Genomic DNA, 3,480 nt, shown 5'->3' on the forward strand with positions numbered 1-3,480 from the left:
CTCGTCGGGTGTGGTCACTTGGCCGGGGTAGCGGCAGGCCATACCCACCACCGCGATCGGCTCATGCCGTGCCGACTCCAAATCCGCCAACCGCTCGCGCGCGCTGTGCAGGTCGCCCATCGCGCGCCGCAGGTACTCCCGGAGCTTCTCCTCGTTCGTTGCGGACACGGTTCTCCTCTGCGTCATCCTCGTGGGGCCGGGCCAGGCACATCGCGTGCACCTGGTCACCGGAACTCGTTGTCGTACAGGTCGAAGAGCTCGTCGTCCGAGGCCGACTCCAGCCGGTCCGCAACCACCTCGGTGAGTGCGCCGTCCGTCTCCGAGTCGGCCTTCGCGTCCGTGCCCGGGGCCGGGCCAGTGGTGAGCGCGGTGAGCAGGGAGCGCAGCCGCACGGCAGCGTCGATACGGGCAGCAGGATCGTCGAGAGCCGCGAGGCCGCGTGTGAGTCGGTCGAACGCGGCGGACAGCTCCTCCGGTCCGGCCTCCTCCGAAGCGGAGGCCGGCGGCACATCCAGGTCGGCGAGCAGGAATTCGGCCAGCGCCAATGGCGTCGGGCAGTCGAAGACGAGGGTCGGGGAGAGCCTCAGCCCCGTACGAGCGTTCAGCCGGTTGCGCAGGTCCACGGCGGTGAGGGAGTCGAATCCGGCTTCCCTGAAGGAGCGTTCGACCCCCACCGCGCCGGGGGTCCCGTGCCCCAGCACCGCGGCGACCTCGGTCCGTACGAGATCGAGCAGCAGTGCCAGTCGCTCGGGAGCGGAGCGGCCCGCGAGCCGCTCGGCCAGGCCGCCATCGGCCGCGGCCGAGGCAGCCGCACCGGCCGCGCCGGGCCCCGAAGACGTACGGGATTGGGAAGGGGAGGAGAAGGAGGACGGGGCGCCGGCCACGTCACGCAGGACCTCCGGCAGGCTGTCGGCACGTGCCGCGGCGCGAAGCGCTGCACGGTCGAGCTGTACCGGCACCAGCGCGGGTTCCGGGCGGTTCAGGGCCCGGTCGAACAGGCCCATCGCCGTTCGCGGGTCGAGCGGGGCGATGCCGGAACGCCGGATCCGTGCGGCGTCCGCCCCGTCCAGACCGGCTGCCATGCCCACGCCGGTCCACCAGCCCCACCCGAGCGACACGGCGGGGTGACCGTCGGCGCGGCGCCGTGCGGCAAGCGCGTCGAGGAAGACGTTCGCCGCAGCGTAACCGGCCTGGCCGGTGCTTCCGAGGACGCCTGAGACCGAGGAGTACAGCACCAGCGGGATCGGGCGCCCCTGGTCGCGGGTCAGCTCGTCGAAGTGGACGGCGGCATCCGCCTTGGGCCGCAGCACGGCGGCGACACGCTCGGGCGTCTGCGCGGAGATCACCCCGTCGTCCAGTACCCCGGCGGTGTGCACCACGCAGCTGAGGGGGCGTTCGGCGGGGATCCCGTCCAGCAGACGGCGAACCGCCCCACGGTCGGCGACATCGCACGCCCGGAACTCGACGTCGGCACCCAGGGCACCGAGTTCCGACGACAATTCGGCGGCCTGCGGCGCGTCCGCGCCACGCCTGCTGGCCAGCAGCAAGTGCCGTACGCCGTACCGGGTCACCAGATGCCGGGCGGTCACGGCGGCCAGTGCGCCGGTCCCGCCGCTGATCAGCACCGTGCCGTCCGGATCCAGCGACCCGGCTGGGCCCGGCTCGGGCGATTCCGTGCCGGTGCCGGTCGCAGCCACCGGGACGAGGCGCGGAACACTCGGGCGGCCGTGCCGGACCACGACCTGGGGCGCGTCCACGGCTTGGACGGCGGCCACGACGGTGGGCAGCGCTCGCGACGACTCCGCCGCGTCATCGACGTCGATCAGGATGAACCGGCCGGGATGCTCGCTCTGCGCGCTGCGGACCAGACCCCAGGCAGCCGCCCCCGCGGGATGGCCGACACCTCCCTCGGGGCCGACGGCGCCCCGGGTGAGGACCACCAGCCGTGAGGCGTCGTCAGCCGGCTCCTGGAGGTGGGCCTGTACCGCCGCCAAGACCCTGCGGACGGTGCTGTGCACATCTGCGGCCAGTCCGTCCCGGGGCTGGATCCGGGGCGACGGGTGATCGGCGGAGTCGGTGAGATCCAGATAGGTGACGTCGGAGGCACAAGCCTGGGGAGCGGTCGCGTCCCCGCCGGCCCCGGTCGATTCCGTGAGCTCCGGTGACGGCACCCAGTCCAGACGGTGGAGAGGAGTCACGGGCGCGGCGGGCAACTGCGCGTCGGCGATACGGCTCAGCACCAGCGACCGTGCGAAGAGCACCGGGGCGCCGTCGCGATCGGCCACCGCGACCGACACCGCCCCGCCGGACGTACGGTCCTGGCGGTTCTGACCGGTCCGATCGTCCTGGCCTTCCACCGTCCTGGCGATGCGCACGCGGAGGGTGTCTCCGCCGTCCCGCCGACGCAGCACATCGGTCCAGACGAACGGCAGGATTCCGTGCCCGCCATCGCCCAGCGGATCGAGCAGCGCGATGGGATGCAGGGCGGTGTCGAGCAGCGCGGGATGCACGCCGTAGCCTGCGGCATCGGCGGCGTGGGCGTCGGGCAGCCGTACCTCGGCGAAGATCTCGTCCCCACGGCGCCACACGGGTCCCAGCCCACGGAACGCACCTTCGTAACCCATCCCGGCGGCGGCGAACAACTCGTACTGGCCGGTGATGTCGACCTCCTGCGCGCCGGGAGGCGGCCAGACGCCGGAAAGCTCCGCGAAGGCGCCGCTCTCGATCTCCTCCGGTCCCGGTAGGTTTCCGCCGGCCTCGGCCAGCCGACCGGACGCGTGCCGAGTCCATTCGGTTCCGGCGTCGGAGCGGGAGTAGAGAATCACCTCCCGGGTGCCCTCGGGGCTCAGGGCGCCCACGACCGTCCGGATCACCGTCGGAGCGTCGACGGTCCAGCTCAGCGGCGCTTCAAGGACCAATTCGGTGACATGAGGCAACCCGATCCGCTCCCCGGCCTGGAGCACGACCTCCAGCACAGCGGTGCCGGGTGCCACGCCCCGGTCCCGCACGAGATGGTCGGCAAGCCAGGGAAGGGCGGCGGCGGACAGCTTGCCCGTCCACACTGTGGTGTCGGTCTCCGGCAGTTCCGTCACGGCCGCGAGCAGCGGGTGCTCCACTGGAGTCAGGCCCGCCGCAGCCAGATCGCCCGTCACGGTGCGAGAGGGGGTGGGGTTCATCCAGTAGTGGTCGTGTTGGAAGGGGTAGGTGGGGAGGGTGGTGTGGTGGGTTGGGGGTGGGGTTGTGGGTGGGGTGGGGGTGGTGGGGATGCCTTGGGTGTGGAGGGTGGCGATGGCGGTGGTGAGGGTGTGTGGTTCGGGGTGGTTGCGGTGGAGGGTGTGGGTGAGGGTGGGGTTGTTGGTGCTGTTGGTGCTGTTGGTGCTGTTGGTGCTGTTGGTGGTGTTGAGGGTGTGGTGGGTGAGGGTGGTGAGGGTGGGGTGGGGTCCGATTTCGAGGTAGGTGGTGGTGCCGTGTTGGTGGGCG

At 72.0% G+C, this 3,480-nt stretch carries 2 protein-coding genes; both read right to left on the reverse strand.

The window, feature by feature from the left end:
- Nucleotides 1-186 (reverse strand): polyketide synthase docking domain-containing protein (locus ACIHCL_RS36880; protein ID WP_399868923.1); only part of this gene is annotated, 186 nt, incomplete at its 3' end.
- A gap of 38 nt (nt 187-224) precedes the next feature.
- A partial coding sequence (locus ACIHCL_RS36885) for an SDR family NAD(P)-dependent oxidoreductase (protein ID WP_399868924.1) occupies nt 225-3,480 on the reverse strand: 3,256 nt, incomplete at its 5' end.

Source organism: Streptomyces sp. NPDC052042 (genome assembly GCF_044548345.1).
Classification (GTDB): Bacteria; Actinomycetota; Actinomycetes; order Streptomycetales; family Streptomycetaceae; genus Streptomyces.